Raw genomic sequence first — 17,037 nt, 5'->3', positions numbered from 1 at the left:
AGATGTGACTGAATACCGCGCACTCGGAAGAACCGGTCTCAAGGTCAGCCCGCTCTGCCTCGGCGCCATGATGTTCGGCGGATGGGGCGAGCATTCCGTGGAGGAGTCCACCAGGATCATCGAGCGCGCCCTCGACTCGGGCGTCAACTTCATCGACACCGCCGACGTCTACTCCCAGGGGGAGTCGGAGGAGATCGTCGGCCGGGCCCTGGCCAAGTCGGGCAGGCGCGAGGAGGTGGTGCTGGCCACCAAGGTGCACGGCGTGATGGGGGAGGGGCCCAACCAGCGCGGCAACTCCAGGCGCTGGATCTTCCAGGCCGTCGAGGACAGCCTGCGCCGCCTGGGCACCGACTGGATCGACCTCTACCAGATCCACAGGCCCGACCCCGGCACCGACATCGAGGAGACGCTCGGCGCGCTGACCGACCTCGTACGGCAGGGCAAGGTCCGCTACGTCGGCAGCTCCACCTTCCCCGCCCACCAGCTGGTCGAGGCGCACTGGGCGGCCGAGCGGCGCGGCCTCGAGCGGTTCGTGTGCGAGCAGCCGCCGTACTCCCTGCTGGTGCGCGGCATCGAGGCCGACGTGCTGCCCGTGGTCCAGAAGTACGGCATGGGCGCCATCGTGTGGAGCCCGCTGGCGGGCGGCTGGCTGTCGGGACGCTACCGCCAGGGCGCCGAGACGCCGCAGTCGCGCAGGGCCGCGCGCATCCCCGAGCGCTACGACCTGTCGCTGCCGGCCAACCAGCGCAAGCTGGAGGTCGTGGAACAGCTCGCGGTGCTGGCGGAGGAGGCGGGGCTGACGTTGATCCACCTGGCCCTGGCCTTCACCCTGCGGCATCCAGGGGTGACCTCGGCCATCATCGGACCGAGGACCATGGAGCACCTGGAGGGTCAGCTCGGCGCCGACGAGGTGAGGCTGAGCGACGACGTGCTCGACAGGATCGACGAGATCGTCCCGCCCGGCGTCACGCTGAACGCGGGCGACAGCGGCTGGCGGCCGCCCGCGCTGACCGACGCGAGCCTGCGCCGTCGCTAGGCCACCTGGGCGGCGGCGACCTTCACCTCGAGGCCGCCGCCGCTCACGTCCACCTCCACGGTGTCGCCCTCCTTCACCTGGCCGCCCAGCAGCAGCGACGACAGCCGGTTGTCCAGCTCCCGCTGCACGGTACGACGCAGCGGCCGCGCCCCGAACTCGGGCTGGTAGCCGTGCTCAACCAGCCAGTCCTTGGCCTGGTCGCTGACGCTCAGCTCGATGCCCTGGCCGCGCAGCCGCTGCCTGGTCTTCTCCAGCAGCAGGTCCACGATCTGGCGCAGCTGCTCGCCGGCCAGGCGCGTGAAGATGATCGTCTCGTCGATGCGGTTGAGCAGCTCGGGCTTGAGCGTCGACTTCAGCAGGTTTATGAGCTGCTCCTCGACGTCGTCGCCGCCATGCAGGATGAGCTGGGCGCCGAGGTTGCTCGTCATGATCACGATGGCGTTGGTGAAGTCGACCGTGCGGCCCTGCCCGTCGGTGAGGCGGCCGTCGTCGAGCATCTGCAGCAGCAGGTTCATGACGTCGGGGTGCGCCTTCTCGATCTCGTCGAGCAGCACCACGGTGTGCGGTCGGCGGCGGACGGCCTCGGTCAGCTGCCCCGCCTCCTCGTAGCCGACGTATCCGGGCGGCGCGCCCACCAGCCTGGCCGTGGTGTGCCGCTCGCCGAACTCGCTCATGTCGATGCGGACCATGTGGTCCTCGCCGCCGAACAGCGCTCCGGCCAGAGCCCTGGCCAGCTCGGTCTTGCCCACGCCCGTCGGGCCGAGGAAGAGGAAGCTGCCGATCGGCCTGTTGGGGTCCGACAGGCCCGCCCTCGCCCGCCGTACGGCCTCGGCGACCGCGGTGACCGCCTCGTCCTGGCCGATGACGCGCTCGTGCAGGTGCTGCTCCAGGCGCAGCAGCCGGTCGCGCTCCTGCTCGGTGAGTTGCGAGACGGGGATACCGGTGCGCCGCGAGACCACCTCGGCGATGTCGGCCATGGTCACCTCCGGCACGGTGTCGTGGCCGTGACGGGCGTTCTCGAGCTCGGGCCTGAGCCTGTCGATCTCCGAGGTCAGCTCCTTCGCCCTGTCGAACTCGTCGCCCGCGACCGCCTGGTCCTTCTCCCTGCGCAGCGACGCCAGCCGCTCCTCCAGCTCGCGCACGTCGGCGGCGGGCGTGCGGGCACGCAGCCGCACCCTGGCGGCGGCCTGGTCCATCAGGTCGATGGCCTTGTCGGGCAGGAAGCGGTCGGCGATGTAGCGGGCCGACAGGCTCGCGGCCGCGTCGAGGGCGTCGTCGGTGATGCGGACCTGGTGGTGGGCCTCGTAGGCGTCACGCAGCCCCGCGAGGATGCCGACGGTGTCCTCGACGCTCGGCTCGGGCACCAGCACGGGCTGGAAGCGGCGTTCCAGGGCGGCGTCCTTCTCGATGTGCTTGCGGTACTCGTCGATGGTGGTGGCCGCGACGACGTGCAGCTCGCCCCTGGACAGGGCAGGCTTGAGAATGTTGGCCGCGTCCATGCCGCCCTCGGCCGAGCCCGCGCCGACCAGGGTGTGCACCTCGTCGATGAACACCACGATCTCGTCGGAGTGCCGGCGCACCTCGTCGATGACCTTCTTGATCCGTTCCTCGAACTCGCCCCTGTACTTCGAGCCCGCCACCATGCCGGTCAGATCGAGCGCGACCACCCTGCGGTCCTTGAGCGTGTCGGGCACGCTGCCGTTGACGATGCGCTGGGCGATGCCCTCGACGATGGCGGTCTTGCCGACGCCTGGCTCGCCGATGAGGACCGGGTTGTTCTTGGTGCGGCGCGAGAGGACCTCGATGGCCTGCTCGATCTCCTCCTCCCTGCCGACGACGGGGTCGAGGCCGCCCTTCCTCGCCTCCTCCGTCAGGTCTCTGCCGTACTCGTCGAGCGCGGGGGTCTCGCCCTTCGGCGTGAGGCCGCGCTCGGGCTCGGCGAGGGTGGCGGTCTGCAGCTCGCCGGCGGAGACGCCCTGCTCGGCCAGCAGGCGGGCGGCGGTGGAGTCGGGGTTGGCGGCGAGGGCGAGCAGCAGGTGTTCGGGGCCGATGTAGGAGGCGCCGAGAGCGCGCGAGACGCGCTGGGCGTCGAGCACCGCGCGCTTGGCGGCGGGGGAGAAGGTGGTGGGCGCCTCGCCCGGCGCCCCGCCATGGGACACGCTTTCCGCGCGCTCGCGCAGCTTGCCGGGGTCGGCGCCGGACGACAGCAGCAGAGCCCGGCCCGGCTCCTCCTCGGTGGCCGCGGCCAGCAGGTCCAGGACGTCGACGTCGGGGGCGCCCCTGTCGGCGGCGATCTGGACGGCTCTCGCCAGCAGCTGCCTGGCAGGCTCGCTCAGCAGCCTGCCCACGTCGACGCGCTGCACGCTGGGCCGGGTGGGAGGCCAGGACTCCATGCCGCCGAACACCCGGCCGCTGAGCTGCTCGAACCCTCTGAATGGGTCGCCGAAGAAGGACCCGAATGGCGTATCCGACATAAGGAGCCCGTTGCCGGACATTTCCCCACACAAGCCCAGCCTGCGGCAAAGCTGTTGTGGTCCGCCTCTGATAAACATGGCGGATGCGAATCAAGCCATGGCTGGCCGTGGCCGCCGCCGTCCCCCTCCTGGCGGGCACGCCCGCGCTGGCCGCCGCTCCGCCCAAGGTGCCGCCGGGGACGACGGCCGGCTACGTGGTCTTCGACAGGGTGGCGGGGAAGATCGTCGCGCACCGGCTCGCGCACAGGGCGTTCAGGTCCGCCTCGGTGATCAAGATTCTCATCGCGATCGACTTCCTCGAGCGGACCGCCAAGCCGTCCGCCCGCGACCTCGCGCAACTCAAGATCATGCTGCGCTCCAGCGACGACGACGCGGCCTCGGCCTTCTGGGACCGCGGCGGCAAGGGCGCCATCGTGACCCGTACGGCCAGGCGGCTCGGCCTGGCCGACACCGCCCCGCCGCCCGCCGACAAGCCCGGCTTCTGGGGCTACACCTCGCTGAGCGCCTACGACGTGGCCAGGACCTACCGCTACCTGATGGACAGGGCGGCGCCGAGGGTGCGCGACCTGATCGTCGGGCACCTGAGGCAGGCGACCCCCTGCGGCAGCGACGGCTTCGACCAGACCTTCGGCATCCCGGACGGCGTGCCCCGCCCCTGGGCGGTCAAGCAGGGCTGGTCCGGTTTCGGGACCGTGCCGCCGGTGAAGTGCTCGGGGCGCCCCGCGGGCGGCGCCCTCGCGGCCCCGGCCACTCCCGCGCTCTCCTCGACCGCTCCCGTGGCCGCCGCCCCCATGGCCCTCGCCGCCCCGGCCCCCGCGCGCCCTGCGGCGCGGTCGGGCTCGCGATCAGGGGTTCCCGACCTGGGCAGGCCCGTCCTGCACACGACCGGGCTGGTCGGCAAGGACGACAGGCTGATCCTGGTGCTGCTCACCGCGCATCCGGCGGGCGGCGGCTGGAGCGACTCGGTGAAGCGCACCACCGCGCTGGCGCGCGAGCTCTACCTGAGCGTCTCCAGATAGGCGGCGTAGACCTTCTTCGGCACCGCCATCCGCCACGCCTCGGTCACCAGCTCGCGCATCTCGGGCTCGTCGAGCGCGGCCATGCGCGCCTGCACCCAGTGGAAGCGCAGGTCGCTCTCGGACGGCATGAGGAACTTGTCGGGCTCGGCCGCCACGAGCGCGGCCCGCTCCTCCTTGGGGAAGCCGAACCCCATGATCGTCTCGTCTCTGGAGAAGGCGACGTAGACGATGGAGCCCACGCGGAACTTCACGCGATCGCGGATCAGGTGCTCGGAGGAGCGGGGAAACTTCGACGTCAGGCGGCGTACGTCCTCGACCGTGACCATGCCGCCAATCTAGTGGTCGGCCAGGCCTCCAGGTTCGCCCATGTCCGGTTTGATCGGTATTCGTCCGGGCAGTCGCGCTTCATGAGAGTCATCGTGGTCGGCGCGTCAGGAAACGTCGGAACCAGCGTGCTGGAGTCGCTCGAATCCGAACACCGCGTCACCTCCGTCGTCGGCGTCGCCCGCCGCAGGCCCCGATGGAGTCCGGGGCCCAAGACCAGCTGGCACACCGCCGACGTCGCCGAGGACGATCTGACAGGGGTGTTCGAGGGCGCCGACGCCGTGATCCACCTGGCCTGGCTGTTCCAGCCGACGAGGGACCCGCTGGTCACCTGGCGCGCCAACGTGCTCGGCAGCATGGCCGTCTTCCGCTCCGTCGCCCAGGCACGGGTCCCCGCACTGATCCACGCCTCGTCCGTGGGCGCCTACTCCCCGGGCCTCAAGGACCACGCGGTCGACGAGAGTTGGCCCACGCACGGCTGGCCACGCGCGGCCTACAGCAGGGAGAAGGCCTACGTCGAACGCGTCCTCGACCTGTTCGAGCGCGATCACCCGGCCATCAGGGTGGTCAGGATGCGTCCCGCGTTCATCTTCAAGCGGGAGGCGGCCAGCGAGCAGCGGCGGCTGTTCGGCGGGCCGTTCCTGCCCGGCAGGCTGGTACACCGCATGCCGCTCATCCCCGACATCCCGGGACTGCGCGTGCAGGCGCTGCACACCTCCGACGCCGCCCAGGCCTACCGGCTGGCCGTCGTCTCCGAGGTGTCGGGCGCCTTCAACCTGGCCGCCGAGCCGGTCCTCGGCGCGGCCGAGCTGGCCGACCTGTTCGGCGCGCGCCTGGTTCCCCTCTCGCCGTGGCTGGCCAGGACCGCCGTCGCGGCCGGCTGGCACGCGCGCCTCATCCCGGCCTCACCCGGCCTGCTCGAGATGGCGCTCAGCCTGCCCGTCCTCGACACCACCAGAGCCCGCACCGAGCTGGGCTGGCAGCCCCAGTACGGCGCCGCGCAGGCGATGCGCGAGATGATCGAGGGGATGTCGGGAGGAGCGGGCATGGACACCCCGCCCCTGGCGCCCGGCCACCTGAAGGAGGAGTTCACCACGGGGGTCGGCGCCAGACCCTGACCCGCCGGCGACCAGGTGACGAGAGTCGATTCGCAGCAGACCACGCAGGAGCGTGAGCCCCGGAAGCCATGGCCGGGGCTCACGCGTGACAGGCGGCGGCTCAGGGCTTGAGCAGCACCTTGATGGCGCCGTCCCGCTTCTTCTGGAAGATCTCGTAGCCGTGCGGCGCCTCGGCGAGCGGGAGGCGGTGCGTGGCCAGGTCCATGACGCCCAGGGGGTCGCTGTCGTCCAGCACGAGCGGCATCAGGTGCGGGATCCAGCGCCGGACGTGGGCCTGCCCCATGCGGAGCGTGATGCCCTTGTCGAACATCTTCAGCATGGGCATCGGGTCGGCCATCCCGCCGTAGACGCCGACGACGGAGATGGTGCCGCAGCGCCGTACGGTGTCGATGGCCTGGTTGAGCGCGGCCAGCCTGTCCACGCCCGCGGTGCGCATCAGCGGCGCGGCCACCATGTCGGGCAGCAGCCCGGTGACCGCGTGGCCGAACTTGGCGACCGGCGAGCCGTGCGCCTCCATGCCGACCGCGTCGATGACCGAGTCGGTGCCCCTGCCGCCGGTGAGGTCGCGGATCTTGTCGGGCACGTCGAGGTCGCGGGCGTCCAGCACCTCGACGCCGTGCCGCCTGGCCATCTCCAGGCGCTCGGGCACGCCGTCCACGCCGATGACGCGGTGGCCGCGGTGCTTGGCGATGCGGGCGCTCATCTGGCCGATCGGGCCGAGCCCGAAGACCGTGAGGCTGCCGCCCTCGGGCAGGTCGGCGTACTGCACGGCCTGCCAGGAGGTCGGCAGCACATCGGACAGGTAGAGGAAGCGCTCGTCGGGCGGGCCCTCCGGCACGGTGACAGGGCCGAACTGCGCCTGCGGCACCCTGAGGAACTCCGCCTGGCCGCCGGGCACCTGCCCGTACAGCTTGGTGTAGCCGAACAGGGCCGCTCCCGTGCCGTGCTCGCGCACCTGTGTGGTCTCGCACTGCGCGTAGAGCTCCATGCGGCACAGGTGGCAGTGCCCGCAGGAGATGTTGAACGGGATGACCACCCGCTCGCCGGGTCTGATCTGGGTGACCTCGGCGCCTACCTCCTCCACCACGCCCATCGTCTCGTGGCCGAGGATGTCGCCCTCGCCCATGAACGGGCCGAGCACCTCGTACAGGTGCAGGTCCGAGCCGCAGATGGCGGCCGTGGTGACCTTGATGATCGCGTCGGTCGGTTCCTTGATCGAAGGATCGGGGACGTCCTCGACCCGGACGTCACGCTTGCCGTGCCAGGTGAGTGCTTTCATGGCAACCGCCTACCCGTGAGACACCGCCGAAACGGCCGCGCCCGTGACGGCCGCTCCTACCGGTGCTCGACCAGGACGGCGTGCTGGTCGGCGCCGGTGGGGCCGTCGGGATCGGCGTGCACCGTGGCGGCGCGCAGGCCCCGCAGGTCGTGGATGAGCCGGTGCTCGGCCTCCACCGCGACGGCGTGCGCCTGCACCAGCGTCAGTTCGTGGCTCACCACGATGTCCACCTCGGCGCGCAACGCGTGACCGATCCAGCGCAGCCGCACCGAGCCTGCCCGCCGCACGCCCGGCACCGACGCCAGCACGGCCTCGGCCCTCTCGACCAGCGCGGGATCGACCGCGTCCATCAGCCGGTGGTAGATCTCGCGCGTCGCGTCGCGCAGCACGAACAGGATGGCGACCGTGATCAGCAGGCCGACGACAGGGTCGGCGAGGGGGAGGCCGAGCGCCGCGCCGCCCGCGCCGAGGAGCACGGCGAGCGAGGTGAAGCCGTCGGTGCGCGCGTGCAGGCCGTCGGCCACCAGGGCGGCCGAGCCGATCTCACGCCCGACCCTGATGCGGTAGCGGGCGACCCACTCGTTGCCGAGGAAGCCGATCGCGCCCGCGGCGGCCACCCAGCCCAGCGCCCGCACCTCCTGCGGGTCCAGGAGGCGCCTGACGGCCTCGTAGCCGGCCAGCCCCGCCGAGGCGGCGATCAGCAGCACGATGACGATCCCCGCGAGGTCCTCGGCCCTGCCGTAGCCGTAGGTGAAGCGGCGCGTGGCGGCGCGCTTGCCCAGCGTGAACGCGATGGCCAGCGGGATCGCCGTCAGCGCGTCGGCGAAGTTGTGCAGGGTGTCGCCCAGCAGCGCCACCGAGCCCGAACGGGCCACGATGACGGCCTGGACGGTCGCGGTGACCATGAGGACGGCGAAGGAGACGCCCAGCACCCGCATGCCTCTGTCGCTGGACTCCAGGGCCTGGTCGGACCTGTCGGCGCTGTCGTGGCTGTGCGCGGTGAACGCGTGACCCACCAGGGACAGCAGCCGCCTGACCCCACCACCGGAACGCCCATGCCCGTGTCCATGCCCGTGTCCACGGTCGTGCCCGTGCCCATGGGCGGGTGTGTGGCCGTCGGCGGGCGTGTGATCGGACATGCCTTCACCTCTTCGGCCGTCTCAGGCGTTCTTGCGCAGCGACCCTGCCAGCACCGAGCCGAACACCACGTGCCCCGCCGCCATCACCAGCGGACGCCCCGGCTGGTCACGGTGGACGGGCGGCATGGCCGCCACCGCGGGGACCCAGCCCTCATAGCTGGCCAGCCAGATCGCCAGGCCGTACGCGGCCCCGACCGGCCAGGACGCGCCGCGCCCCCTGGTGACCAGCGCCAGCAGCGCGCCCGCGCCCGCGCCGAACGCGTAGTGCATCAGCACGGCCAGCGGTTTCTCCCCCTGCTTCGGCGTGCGGGGATGGCCGGGGAGCAGCGCCCTGACGATGCGCTTGGGCGGCTGGTCGCGCATCAGACCCAGCCTGTCCCCCGCGAGCATGACCCCGCTCATCGCCGTCGTCGCCTTCGCGCCCGCGAGCGCTCCCCTGAAGATGTGGTCCATCATGGGGGTGCGACTGCCCCGAGGAGGTCAGGGAAAACGGGGCAGCGCCCTGCCGTACAGCCAGGAGGACAGCATCGGCTCCAGCTCCGAGGGCGCGTGCGCGAGGAAGGCGGCGGTGCTGACGCTGCCGTGCCTGTGTGCGGCCGTCCACGCCCTGACCATCGAGAAGAACGCCGCGTCGCCCATCGTCGTGCGCAGATGGTGCAGCGTGAGCGCCCCCCTCTTGTAGACGCGGTCGTCGAAGAGCAGGGCAGGGCCGGGGTCGGCGAGCGTGAAGTCCTGCGGCATGGCCGACAGCCGCTGGTGCCAGCGTGCGGCCAGCTCGGCCGCGCTCTCCCCGCCCGAGGCCTCCGACCAGATCCACTCGGCGTAGGCGGCGAAGCCCTCGTGCAGCCAGATGTTGTTCCACCTGGCCAACGTCAGGCTGTTGCCGAACCACTGGTGCGCGAGCTCGTGCGCGACCAGCCGTTCGAAGCCGCGCCGCCCGTCGACGTGGTTGCGCCCGAAGATCGACAGGCCCTGCGCCTCGACCGGGATCTCCAGGTCGTCGTCGGTGACGACCGCGGTGTACCCGGCGAAGGGGTAGGGGCCGAAGCGCTCGGTGAACAGCGCCATCATCTGACTCTGCCGTCCGAAGTCGTGGCGCGCCTTACCGGCCAGCCTGGCCGGGCAGGCCAGCCCCTCGCTCGTCTGGTAGCGGCCGATCTGCACGCTCGCCAGGTAGGTCGCCATCGGCTCCGTGGGCGAGAAGACCCACGTCGTCGCCCCCGCCGAGCGCCTCCTGGCCACCGGAGCCCCGTTGGTGAGCACCTGGTAGGCCGAGGCCGTCGACACCGTGAACGAGTAGGTCGCCTTGTCGTCGGGACGGTCGTTGCAGGGGAACCAGGAGGGCGCGCCGGTCGGCTGGCTGGCCACCATCGCCCCGTCGGTCAGCTCCTCCCAGCCCACGCCGCCGAACGGGCTGGCGACCGGGTGCGGCCGCCCGGCATAGGCGATCTCGATCGAGAGCGGCGCGTCGGCCGGCCTGGGCCTGTCGAGCAGCACCCTGAGCCTGCCCGCGCGGTGGGTGTGCCTGACGCCCACGCCGTCGACCTTGGCCGAGTTGACCCTGAACGGGCCGAGATCGAGCTCCAGGTCGACCAGCGGCTCCACGGTGCGCGCCGACAGCGTGGCCGTGCCGCTCAGCCAGTTGGTGGACAGGCGGTAGCGAAGGTCGAGGTCGTAGTGGGCGACGCCGTAGCGCGGATCCCCGTGGCCGGGGAAGTAGGGGCTCAGCGCCATGGGGAGATCGGGTTGCCGAACCACCGGGTGCCCTCCGGGACGTCCTCGCCTCGCATCACCAGTGACGCGGGCCCGACCGTGGTGTGCGCGCCGATCCTGGCGGCGGGCAGGACGACCCCGTGCGGGCCGAGCGTCGCGCCCGCGCCGAGGTCGACTGTGTCGATGCTCATGACCCGATCATGGAACAGATGCGTCTGCAACACACAACCGCGGTTGACGCAGGCGCCGTCGCCGAGGCTCACCAGATCCGCCTCGGGCAGCCAGTAGGTGTGGCAGGAGACCCCATGCCCGATGCTTGCCCCGAGTGAGCGCAGCCACACGTTCAGCGGGGCGCTGCCCAGCCACGGCTCGGCGAACCAGGGCGCGGCCAGCACCTCGACGAAGTTGTCGGCCAGCTCATTACGCCATACGAACGAGCTCCACAGCGGCCTGTCGCCGCGCGCGATCCTGCCCAGGAGCGCCCACTTGGCCAGGCTGGCGGTCGCGGCGGCGAGCGCGCCCGCGGCCAGCAGCACCGGGCCTCCGGCCAGGGCGGCGACGGCGACGCCGTACGCCTGGGCCAGCTGGGCGATGGCGCCCGCGCTCAGCACCGCGAGCGCGACCGTGCAGGTCGCGGGCAGCAGGCGGAGGCTCTCGACCAGCGCGCGGGCGGCCTTCAGCCGCCACGGCGGATCGTAGGTGCGGCTGCGGTCGCCCGTCTCGTTGGTACGGCGCAGCTCGACCGGCGGCATGCCCAGGTACGACGAGCCGGACTTGGCCTTCTTCGGCGTCGCCGACAGCACGCCGACCAGGCCGTCCTTCGGCACCTTGCGCCCTGCCGCGGTCATCCCCGAGTTGCCGAGGAAGGCGCGCTTGCCGATGCGCGCCTCTGCGATGCGCATCCAGCCGCCGTCGAGCTCGTACGGCGCCACCATCGTGTCGTCGGCCAGGAACGCGCCGTCGCCGACGGAGGTCATGCTGGGCAGCGCGAGCACCGTGGACAGCTCGACGTCGCGGCCCACCCGCATGCCCAGCGCCCGCAGCCACGCGGGGGTGAGGATGCTCGCGTACAACGGGAAGAGCCACACCCGCGCCGAGGCCATCAGCCTGCCCGTCGCCCACGCCTGCCAGGCGGGACGGCTGTGCACCGGGTACTGGCCCGGATGCAGGCAGATCGACAGTAGCCGCACGCTGACGAGAGTCACCAGCGCGAACACCGCCATGCCCGCGACCGTGGCGACCGGCAGCGCCCACCAGGAGCCCATGGCCAGCAGCACCGCGAGCCCCGTCGCCGCGGCCGCCACGGGCAGCAGGCTGAGACCCACGGCTGACAGGGCGTACACGCCCACCCAGAGGCGCGAGCGGGCAGCGCGCTCCTCCGTCCTGCGCGCCTTGCCGAGCCTGGCCGCGGGAGCTCCGGCCCACCGCGTACCGGCGGGGATCGCCCCCTCGACCGCCGAGCCCGGAGCGACCTGCGCGTTCTTACCGATCTTGGTGCCGGGCAGCAGCGTCGAGCGCGAGCCGACGGTCGCGCCGGCGCCGATCCTGATCTCACCGACGCGCACGAGATCGCCGTCGTACCACACGCCGCTGAGGTCGACCTCGGGCTCGACCGAGGCGCCCCTGCCGAGCCTGAGCAGGCCGGTGATCGGGGGAGGGGAGTGCAGGTCGGCGTCCTCGCCCACCTGCGCGCCGAGCAGCCTGGCATACCAGGACATCCACGGCGCGCTGCCCAGGTCGGGCAGGCCCAGCCTGGCCGCGAACTGCTCGGCGAACCACAGCTTCAGATGGACGGCGCCGCCGCGTGGGTAGGCGCCCGGCCGCAGGCCGCCGAGCAGCAGCCGCGCGCACCCGGCCGACAGGGCGAGCCGTCCAGGAGGGGAGAGCAGGAGCAGCGCGCCCGCCGCGATCCACCACCAGCTCGTCACCGGCGTCCAGAGCAGGTTCGCCAGCGCCGCGACCACGACCGTCAGCCGCAGCCCCGACACGGTCATCAACGGCACCATCAGCGCGACCTGCGCGATCGAGGCGCTCTTCGGCATGGGCCTGACCCGCCGGGCCTCGCCCGTGGCGGCGCGCGGGCTCGACCGCTCCAGCAGCGCGGTCAGCCCGCCCAGCGTCGAATGCTCGTACAGGTCGGCGACCGTCACCTCCGGGTAGCGTGCCCGCAGGGCCGACACCAGCCGCGCGGCCGAGAGGCTGCCGCCGCCCTCGGTGAAGAAGTCGCTGTCGGGCCCTTCGGGAGCGACGCCGAGCACCGCGGCCCACTGCTCGGCGGGCCACCCGCCCGCCCCGGGCTGCGAGCCTGGCAGCGGCCAGGGGAGCGCGTCCCTGTCGATCTTGCCGGAGGTGCGGGTGGGCAGCTCCTCCACGACGGCCAGGCGCGGCACCAGCGCGGCCGGCAGCGAGTCGTGCAGCAGCTCCCTCGCCTCGGCGAGGTCGAAGTCGTCGCCCGTCACGAGGTAGCCGACCAGCAGCTGACCCCTGACGGCGGCCGCCGCTCCCGCCACGCCGGGCAGCGCGCTGAGCGCCGCGTCGACCTCGCCCAGCTCGATCCGCCGCCCGCCGAGCTTGATCTGCTCGTCGGCGCGACCGGCGAAGACGAGTCCTTCGGGCTCGGCGCGGACCAGGTCACCGCTGCGGTAGGCGCGCTCCCAGCCGAGGCTGGGCAGGGGGGCGTACTTCTCGGCGTCCTTGGCCGGGTCGAGGTAGCGGGCCAGGCCGACCCCGCCGATGATCAGCTCGCCGGTGCCGCCCATCTCGACGGGCTCGCCCTGGGCGTCCACGACGGCCAGGTCCCAGCCGTCCAGCGGCAGGCCGATCCGCACGGGCCCCTCACCGGTCATCAGGGCGGCGCTGGCCACGACCGTCGCCTCGGTGGGGCCGTAGGTGTTCCAGACCTCTCTGCCTTCGACGGCCAGGCGGGCGGCCAGCTCGGGAGGGCAGGCCTCGCCTCCGAAGATCAGCAGCCGGACGTCGTCGAGCGTCTCCGCGGGCCAGAGCGCGGCCAGGGTGGGCACCGTCGAGACGGCCGTGATGCCGTGGGCGACCAGCCAGGGGCCGAGGTCCATGCCGGTGCGCACCAGCGATCGGGGGGCGGCGACCAGGCAGGCGCCGTGCCGCCACGCCAGCCACATCTCCTCGCAGGAGGCGTCGAAGGCGACCGAGAGCCCGGCCAGCACGCGGTCACCTGGGCCGAGGGGACGGCCGGACAGGAACAGGCCCCCCTCGGCGTCGACGAAGGCGGCGGCGCTGCGATGGGTGACGGCCACGCCCTTGGGCCTGCCGGTCGAACCCGAGGTGAAGATGATCCAGGCGTCGTCCGCAGGGGAGGGCGGGCCTGCGAGAGCTTCGGCCGGCCGTTCGCCGGACACGATGAGCCGGTCGGCGGGCGTCGTCGAGTCGGCCGGCGTGCCGTTGTCGGCCAGGGTGATCTTGTCGGTCACCACCGCCTTGACACCCGCCTCGGCGAAGACCAGTTCGGCCCGCTCCTCGGGGTCGTCGGCGTCGACGGGCACGTAGGCGGCGCCCGCTGTCAGGACGGCCAGGATCGTGACGTAGAGCTCGGTGGTGCCCGAGGGCACCCGCACGCCGACCCTGTCGCCGCGCCGTACCCCCGCCTCCACCAGCTCGGCGGCGACCCTCGCCACCTCGGCGGACAGCTCTGCGTAGGTGAAGGACGCCGCGCCGTCGTCGAGGGCGGGCGCGCCCGGATGGCGGGCCACCGTGGCCTGGAAGATGTCGAGCAGGGTACGCGGGGGCGCCGCCGCCGGCCCTGAGGTGTAGACGGCGCGGATGGCGAGCTCCTGCGGATCGGCCACGGACGGACGCAAGGCGCGGCTCCAGGGGTGAGGGGACAGCGACGCCAACGTGGCATTGTCCTCCGGTATTCCCCGCATTCATAGGACATGCGCGCACACTGTCTCCTCATATGAGACAGATCTTCTTGAAATGTGAGAATCAGCTAGGGTTCGTGGCTATGAACGCTGTTTACACCCATGGTCATCACGAGTCCGTTCTGCGCTCCCATCGGTGGCGCACCGCCGAGAACTCGGCCGCCTACCTGCTGCCCCACCTGCTCCCGCACATGAAGGTCCTGGACGTCGGCGCGGGGCCCGGCACCATCAGCGCCGACCTGGCCGCGCGGGTGGGCCACCTGACCGTCACCGAGGTCAGCGAGCAGGCGCTGGAGCTGTCGAGGGCGGAGCTGGCCAGGCGCGGCGTGACCAACGCCACCTTCGCCGTCGCCGACGTCCACGCGCTGGACCACCCCGACGACACCTTCTGCGTGGTCCACGCCCACCAGGTCCTGCAGCACGTCGGCGACCCGGTGCGGGCGCTGCGCGAGATGCGCAGGGTGACCAGGCCGGGCGGCGTGGTCGCCGTCCGCGACAGCGACTACCGGGCCTTCGCCTGGTATCCCCTGGTGCCCGCGCTGGATGAGTGGATGGAGCTGTACCAGAAAGTGGCCCGCGCCAACGGCGGCGAGCCAGAGGCCGGGCGCCGCCTGCTGTCGTGGGCCCGCGAGGCGGGGTTCACCGACGTCACCGCCACCTCCTCCACCTGGTGTTTTGCCACCGAGGCGGACAGAGCGTGGTGGGGCGGCATGTGGGCCGAGCGGATCCTGAGCTCCGACATGGCCGCACAGGCGCTGGCCTCGGGCGCGGCCACGGAGGCCGGCCTGCGGCGGATCTCGGACGGCTGGCGCGAGTGGGCCGCCTCGGGCGACGGCTGGATGTCCGTCCTGCACGGCGAGATCCTCTGCCGTGTCTGACGCCCTGCCGGTGTCGAGCTATCTCTGTGTCGAGACGGTGAGCAGGCCGAACCCCAGGCCCAGGCCGAGCACCGTGAGCACGCCCTCGGGCCAGTAGATGTGGCTGCCCAGCCACAGGACGGAAGCGGCGATCAGGACCGTTCCGCCGAGCGCCACGCGCCGCCCGCCGTGACGCGAGGCCAGGGCCGCGGTCGTCGCGACCGAGGCCAGCAGGAAGCCCGCCGAGCCGATCAGCCCCAGCGTCCCGCCGACGACGTCGACGGCGGGGCCGATCCTGGCCAGGGAGGCTAGATCGTCGGCGTTGGCCACCATCGTGCCGTAGGCGACCCCGGCGATCGCGTCGAGGCTGGTGTAGAAGATCGCGTAGATGTAGGAGCCGACCCGCACGGTCGTCACCCACGCTCCTCGCAGCCCGCGCACAAGCAGCAGGAGTGTCCCCGTTAGCAGGGGGAACACCGGCAGGAGCAGCAGGTGCAGGGTGACCCACCTTTCGGCGGTCTCCTGTGTCAGGTGGTGGGGGTGCAGCAGACCGGCGACGGCGAGCACCACGGGGACGAACGTCAAGGCCGCGGTGCGCAGAACGATCTGACGGGTGGGAGCCGCTTCCCCGTGGACGGGGCCGGCGTGCGGGCGGGTGGTCATGCGCTGCTCCTGGAAGGGACGGAAGATACGAAGGATCTTCGCGCTCGTCCAGCGGCGGGCGCTTCGGCCGAACAGACGACCGGCGCCAGCGACTTTCGTAGGAGGAGGCCTACGACCAGGGTCGGCCCCCGGTGTCCTTCCGTCGCACGGCGCCGGGGTCTCGGCGGCCAGGTCGCACACGGTCCGCGGTCCTGATCAGACGGCGCCCCCTTCAGGCTCATGGCACGGAACCGGGTGGAGATCCTGTGACTCGGATGGCGGGGTGCGGTACTCGCGCAGGGGGCGGTTGGCCAGCGCGACGGCGGCGACGGTGAGCGCGGCCGTCACGCCGCCCGCCGCCAGCGCCACGGGCGCCGACGTGAGAGAGGCGAGCAGTCCGCCCCTGAAGTTGCCCACCTCGGGCCCCGCGACACCGATGACGTGCTCGACGGAGGACACCCGCCCCCTGTACTGGTCCGGCGCCTCCAGTTGGACCAGCGCGCCCCTGGTCACCACCGCCACGGTGTCGGCGGCACCGGCGAGCACCAAACAGCCCAGAGCCGTCCAGAGGGGGCCCGCCAGGCCGAAGCCCGCCAGGGCCAGACCCCAGATCGTGGCCGCGAGGAGCTGGACGAGGCCGGCGCGACGCAGCCGCGTGACGGTTCCCGAGAGCAGGCCCGCGCCGATGCCGCCGACCGCGATGGCGGACAGGAACAGCCCGAGCGTCTGGGGGTCACCGCCGAAGCGGACCTCGTTGATCAGCGGGAAGATCGCGATCGGCATGGCCAGAACGGTCGCGGCCACGTCGGTGGCGAAGGAGCCCCACAGCGTGGGACGCCGCAGGATGACCCGCCATCCCCCGCGAGCAGGACGCCTCCGCTTCGCCGTCTCCTGGCGGGCGCCGGTGCGCTGCGGCGGCAGTGCGGGCAGCCCGGCCGTGGTGACCAGCGAGGCCAGGCAGGCGACGGCCTGGAGCGCGTACGCGGCGGGCGGTCCCCACTGCGCGAGCACGACGCCTGCGAGGGCGGGACCGGCCAGCATGGAGGCCTGGAAGGCGACGTTCTGCAGGGCGAGCCCGGCGGCGACCTGGCCGGCGGGCAGCAGCAGGACGGGCAGGGTGCGCCGCGAGGGGGCGCCGAGGGCCGCGCAGCCGGACTGCGCGGCGACGAGGGTGAGCAGCAGCAGGACCGAGGTGTTGCCGGCGACCGCCTGCGCCGTCAGGCCGACGGCCGTCACGACCTGGCCCGCGGTGGTGAGGCGGACGAGCGTCCTGCGGTCGGCGGCGTCGGCAAGCCAACCGCCGACCAGCCCGAGCAGCAGCAGGGGCGCGGCGGTCGCGAGGCCGATGGCGCCGGTCCAGAGCGGGCTGTGCGTGAGTTGCCAGACCTGGAACAGGACGGCGACGGCGGCGATCTGCTGACCGAGCGAGGCGAGGGAGGATCCGGCCCACAGGTCGCGGAAGGGCCGGCTGGAGCGGAGGGGGCGAAGATCGATCAGCCTGTCCCTGAATGGCATGGGCCAAATATAACAGCGCTAATAC

General features: G+C 72.4%; 13 protein-coding genes. 4 read left to right on the top strand and 9 right to left on the bottom strand.

The genetic code is table 11. From position 1 onward, the window contains the following. Window positions 1–4: 4 nt before the first annotated feature. The gene (locus tag ABFX50_RS44775; RefSeq protein WP_346155806.1) at window positions 5–1,036 is read left to right on the top strand and encodes an aldo/keto reductase; all 1,032 of its coding nucleotides are present in this window, start codon (window positions 5–7) and stop codon (window positions 1,034–1,036) included. On the opposite strand, the gene ABFX50_RS44770 is transcribed toward ABFX50_RS44775, so the two are convergent. Continuing rightward, on the bottom strand, window positions 1,033–3,510 hold the full coding sequence (locus ABFX50_RS44770; protein ID WP_346155803.1) for an ATP-dependent Clp protease ATP-binding subunit: 2,478 nt from the start codon (window positions 3,508–3,510) through the stop codon (window positions 1,033–1,035). The two genes, ABFX50_RS44775 and ABFX50_RS44770, sit on opposite strands and share 4 nt — an antisense overlap. An 83-nt stretch (window positions 3,511–3,593) precedes the next feature. On the opposite strand from ABFX50_RS44770, the gene ABFX50_RS44765 reads away from it, so the two are divergent. Then, window positions 3,594–4,529, top strand: a complete 936-nt coding sequence (locus ABFX50_RS44765; RefSeq protein ID WP_346155800.1) for a serine hydrolase — start codon at window positions 3,594–3,596, stop codon at window positions 4,527–4,529. On the opposite strand, the gene ABFX50_RS44760 is transcribed toward ABFX50_RS44765, so the two are convergent. Further along, window positions 4,508–4,855: an MmcQ/YjbR family DNA-binding protein gene (locus ABFX50_RS44760; protein ID WP_346155797.1), complete on the bottom strand. Its 348-nt coding sequence runs from the start codon at window positions 4,853–4,855 to the stop codon at window positions 4,508–4,510. The two genes, ABFX50_RS44765 and ABFX50_RS44760, sit on opposite strands and share 22 nt — an antisense overlap. Before the next feature lie 81 nt (window positions 4,856–4,936). Here ABFX50_RS44760 and ABFX50_RS44755 point away from each other — a divergent pair, with 81 nt between their 5' ends. Beyond that, window positions 4,937–5,971, top strand: coding sequence for an NAD-dependent epimerase/dehydratase family protein (locus ABFX50_RS44755; RefSeq protein WP_346155795.1), 1,035 nt, complete (start codon window positions 4,937–4,939; stop codon window positions 5,969–5,971). 100 nt (window positions 5,972–6,071) lie between these two features. On the opposite strand, the gene ABFX50_RS44750 is transcribed toward ABFX50_RS44755, so the two are convergent. From ABFX50_RS44750 to ABFX50_RS44730, 5 genes are read right to left on the bottom strand one after another with little or no spacing between them, the layout of a single operon-like run. Further along, a complete protein-coding gene (locus ABFX50_RS44750; protein WP_346155791.1) occupies window positions 6,072–7,250 on the bottom strand; it encodes a zinc-dependent alcohol dehydrogenase in 1,179 nt (392 codons plus the stop codon). 56 nt (window positions 7,251–7,306) lie between these two features. Further along, on the bottom strand, window positions 7,307–8,389 hold the full coding sequence (locus tag ABFX50_RS44745) for a cation diffusion facilitator family transporter (RefSeq protein WP_346155788.1): 1,083 nt from the start codon (window positions 8,387–8,389) through the stop codon (window positions 7,307–7,309). A gap of 21 nt (window positions 8,390–8,410) precedes the next feature. Then, window positions 8,411–8,845 (bottom strand): DUF6789 family protein, encoded by a 435-nt coding sequence (locus ABFX50_RS44740; protein ID WP_346155785.1) that lies wholly within the window; start codon window positions 8,843–8,845, stop codon window positions 8,411–8,413. Window positions 8,846–8,869: 24 nt separating this feature from the next. Beyond that, the gene (locus tag ABFX50_RS44735; RefSeq protein WP_346155783.1) at window positions 8,870–10,123 is read right to left on the bottom strand and encodes a M1 family metallopeptidase; all 1,254 of its coding nucleotides are present in this window, start codon (window positions 10,121–10,123) and stop codon (window positions 8,870–8,872) included. Continuing rightward, window positions 10,114–13,923 (bottom strand): Pls/PosA family non-ribosomal peptide synthetase, encoded by a 3,810-nt coding sequence (locus tag ABFX50_RS44730; protein ID WP_346155781.1) that lies wholly within the window; start codon window positions 13,921–13,923, stop codon window positions 10,114–10,116. The genes ABFX50_RS44735 and ABFX50_RS44730 overlap by 10 nt, the downstream gene beginning before the upstream one ends. A 158-nt stretch (window positions 13,924–14,081) precedes the next feature. On the opposite strand from ABFX50_RS44730, the gene ABFX50_RS44725 reads away from it, so the two are divergent. Then, window positions 14,082–14,876, top strand: a complete 795-nt coding sequence (locus tag ABFX50_RS44725) for a class I SAM-dependent methyltransferase (protein ID WP_346155778.1) — start codon at window positions 14,082–14,084, stop codon at window positions 14,874–14,876. 18 nt (window positions 14,877–14,894) lie between these two features. Here the strand turns inward: ABFX50_RS44725 and ABFX50_RS44720 are convergent, their stop codons facing one another. After that, on the bottom strand, window positions 14,895–15,518 hold the full coding sequence (locus ABFX50_RS44720; protein WP_346155777.1) for a hypothetical protein: 624 nt from the start codon (window positions 15,516–15,518) through the stop codon (window positions 14,895–14,897). 195 nt (window positions 15,519–15,713) lie between these two features. Continuing rightward, entirely contained in the window at window positions 15,714–17,012 is a 1,299-nt protein-coding gene (locus tag ABFX50_RS44715) for an MFS transporter (protein ID WP_346155773.1), read from the bottom strand. Between the last annotated feature and the right edge of the window lie 25 nt (window positions 17,013–17,037).

It is taken from the genome of Nonomuraea recticatena (assembly GCF_039533245.1).
Taxonomy (GTDB): Bacteria; Actinomycetota; Actinomycetes; order Streptosporangiales; family Streptosporangiaceae; genus Nonomuraea; species Nonomuraea roseola.
The sequence above is the reverse complement of the archived record's forward strand: the minus strand, read 5'-3'. Positions and strand labels throughout refer to the sequence as shown.